This is a genomic window from Pseudochrobactrum sp. AO18b (genome assembly GCF_000409565.1).
Lineage (GTDB): Bacteria > Pseudomonadota > Alphaproteobacteria > Rhizobiales > Rhizobiaceae > Pseudochrobactrum > Pseudochrobactrum saccharolyticum.
The window spans coordinates 1-3,536 of the sequence record NZ_ANNO01000086.1; the positions used below are offsets into that span (position 1 = coordinate 1).

Sequence of the window (3,536 nt, forward strand, 5' to 3'; positions counted from 1 at the left end):
TCTTTGGTTTCACGTACAAAGATCAGACCGATAATCAAAGTCATCAGAGCGATAATGATCGGATACCAGAGGCCATAATAAATATCACCTTTGGCAGCGCTCATCGCAAACACAGTTGCCGGAAGCAGACCACCGAACCAGCCGTTACCAATATGGTAAGGCAGTGACATACCGGTATAACGGATGCGGGTCGGGAACATTTCCACCAGAATAGCGGCAATCGGGCCATAAACCATCGTCACATAGATCACCAGAATAGTGAGGATCAGAATGGTCAGCGGCCAGTTTACTTCATCCGGATCGGCAACCATTTTAAAGGTGCCTGCATCAGGAATGGTATAAACTTTCTGTTCGCCGATTGTTGCGGCATCAGCTGCCGGAACCAGTTTGGCAGCAACCATCTGATCGGCTGTCATGCTGACGGATTCACCGGCGCGGATCGTATCTGCATTCAGTGACAGTTCCGGATTGGCGGCAACAAATGCATCCAGCTTGGCATCCGGTACTTTGGCAGCATTACGCACCAGAGGGAAGCCTGCTTTTTGCAGAGCCAGATTCACATCGTGAACAAAAGCCGGTGCACGGGTTGCGGCATCGGCACCGGTCGCATCATAGGATGTGATGGTGCTTTCACCGATTTTCACACTTGCTGGTGTACCTGCGGCGCCGGTTTCAACCGTATAAGGAACGGAAGAGCGGGACAGGAAGGCGGTTGCCACGTCACAGGATGTGGTGAATTTGGCTGTACCGACCGGATTGAACTGGAAAGTACAATCGCCCGGTGCTGCGGTGATGGTTGCGCTGATGGTGGCTTCCGCACGGGCAAGCGCCGGATTGGCGGCTGCTGTGAGAGCTTTAAACAGCGGGAAATAGGTGAAGATTGCCAGTGCCAGACCTGCCATGATGATCGGCTTACGACCGACTTTATCCGACAGCCAGCCCCAGAACAGGAAGAACGGGGTTGCGATCAGAAGGGCAATAGCAATCATGATATTGGCCGAGATGCTTTCAACCTTCAGTACGTTTTGCAGGAAGAACAGCGTATAGAATTGACCCGAATACCAGACCACAGCCTGACCGGCGGTGAGACCGAACAGGGCAATCAGAGCAATCTTGGCGTTTTTCCAGTGACCAAAAGCTTCTTTCAGCGGAGCCTTGGACTGTTTGCCTTCTTCTTTCATTTTCTTGAAAGCAGGGGATTCACTCATCTGCATACGGATCCAGACGGAAATACCGAGCAGAACGACGGAAATCAGGAACGGAATACGCCAGCCCCATGCTGCAAATTCTTCAGCTGTCATGGAGTTCTGGATCAGCAGAATCACTACCAGAGACAGGAAGAGACCGAAAGTCGCGGTAGTTTGAATCCATGAAGTATAGAAACCGCGGCGTCCGTTTGGTGCATGTTCAGCCACGTAAGTGGCCGCACCACCATATTCACCGCCAAGTGCGAGACCCTGCAGCATACGCAGACCAATCAGAATGATCGGTGCGATAATGCCGATAGATGCCGAGCCCGGCAACAGACCGACGAGGAAGGTGGAAAGTCCCATCACCACAATGGTGACAAGGAACGTATATTTACGGCCTACCAGATCGCCGATACGGCCAAAGAACAACGCACCGAACGGGCGTACAAGAAAGCCCGCCGCAAAAGCCAGCAGCGCGAAAATATTACGGGTTGTTTCAGGATATTCACTGAAGAAGGCAGCACCGATATAAATTGCCAGTGAGCCGTAGAGATAGAAATCATACCATTCAAATACTGTACCAAGAGACGAGGCAAAAATAACTTTGCGCTCCTCCTTGGTCATTTTAGGGGCGCGTTCACGCGCACCATCAATTGCTGCCATAATTTGTCCTCCCGGATAAACCCTGCGGCAGTTCCCTTATTGCCACCGGGTGTTGATTATTCTCAGCCTTTCAATATGCGGAATTCGTCTCGTGGCCGGTGTGGCCGGAGGTGCCTGCAGTCGCGCGGTTTCTATTGCCGCCTGGCAAAGCAGTCGCAGACAGAATGAACTGAAAACGGGATTTGCGTCAGTATTCTTTAGTATAATAATGGTGAAATATTTTTCTGCGTGGCGCGGATGCAAACGCAGCTTATTGGAAATTTGGTATTTTCTTAAACATTTGGCGGCTTTGACGACATAAACGGCAATTGACTCTTGGCAAAATCGCGTTAAAAGCAGCAGTGAATTAGGAGACACCGCGTGGAATCCCTCGCTTTGCCATCAGTTTTGCCAGCATTTTCCGGAAATTTCTCCGGCGGCGGAGCTATGGGTGTAGCTTCTCCTGCATTCGGTATTACCAAAACGGCCATGATTGCCCTGAAGACAATCACCTCGAAAACGACCACCAAAACGGTCTGATCCCTTGGCCTGCTCACCCTCTCCCGGGTTAGGCCCGGGGCGGAGAACCTGCGTGGCCACGGGTTTTCTGGTGTGAAAGCGGAGAGGGACAGGAGATTTTTCACATGGGTTTCAAAGTTGCTGTTGTCGGCGCCACAGGTAATGTGGGTCGCGAAATGCTCAATATTCTCGAAGAGCGTGGTTTTCCGGCTTCTGAGGTGGTGGCACTTGCTTCCCGCCGCAGTCAGGGTTCGGAAGTGTCTTACGGCGATAAGACACTGAAAGTTAAAGCGCTCGACACCTATGATTTTTCCGATACTGACATTTGTCTGATGTCGGCCGGTGGTAATATTTCCAAGGAATGGTCACCAAAAATCGGCGCGCAGGGTTGCGTGGTTATCGATAACTCTTCCGCATGGCGCTATGATGCCGATGTGCCGCTGATCGTGCCGGAAGTCAATCCGGATGCAATTGACGGTTTCCGCAAGCGCAATATCATTGCCAATCCGAATTGCTCGACTGCCCAGCTCGTTGTTGCTCTCAAGCCTTTGCATGATGCGGCCACCATCAAGCGTATTGTTGTTGCAACCTATCAGTCGGTTTCCGGTGCCGGTAAAGAAGGTATGGACGAGCTATTCCAGCAGTCCCGCGCGGTTTTTGTTGCTGATCCTGTCACAGCACAGAAATTCACCAAGCGTATTGCTTTCAACGTCATTCCGCACATTGATTCCTTCATGGAAGACGGCTCCACCAAAGAAGAGTGGAAAGTCATGGCGGAAACCAAGAAAATGCTGGATCCGAAGATCAAAGTTTCCTGCACTGCCGTGCGTGTACCGGTCTTTATCGGTCACTCTGAAGCTGTGAATATTGAATTTGACAAGCCGATCAGCGCTGATGAAGCCCGTGATATCCTGCGCGATGCACCGGGTTGTCAGGTTGTTGATAAGCATGAAGACGGTGGTTACATCACCCCTTATGAAAGCGCTGGCGAAGACGCAACATTCATTTCGCGTATCCGTGAAGACATCACACTGGAAAACGGTCTTTCCATGTGGATTGTGGCGGATAATCTGCGCAAAGGTGCAGCACTGAATACTATTCAGATCGCTGAATTGTTGCTGGAGCGTAATCTGATCAAGCCGAAATCAGCTGCCTGATTTTTGAGAAAATAATAAAGAAAAAAGA

2 protein-coding genes are annotated in these 3,536 nt (G+C 50.8%); one reads left to right on the forward strand and one right to left on the reverse strand.

Features of this window, described 5'->3' with window-relative positions; all coding sequences use genetic code 11:
• Positions 1-1,853 (reverse strand): MFS transporter (locus tag A918_RS0103970; RefSeq protein ID WP_022709799.1); only part of this gene is annotated, 1,853 nt, incomplete at its 3' end.
• A 623-nt stretch (positions 1,854-2,476) separates the two neighbouring features.
• Here A918_RS0103970 and A918_RS0103980 point away from each other — a divergent pair.
• Positions 2,477-3,508, forward strand: a complete 1,032-nt coding sequence (locus A918_RS0103980; RefSeq protein ID WP_022709801.1) for an aspartate-semialdehyde dehydrogenase — start codon at positions 2,477-2,479, stop codon at positions 3,506-3,508.
• The last annotated feature ends 28 nt before the right edge of the window (positions 3,509-3,536 follow it).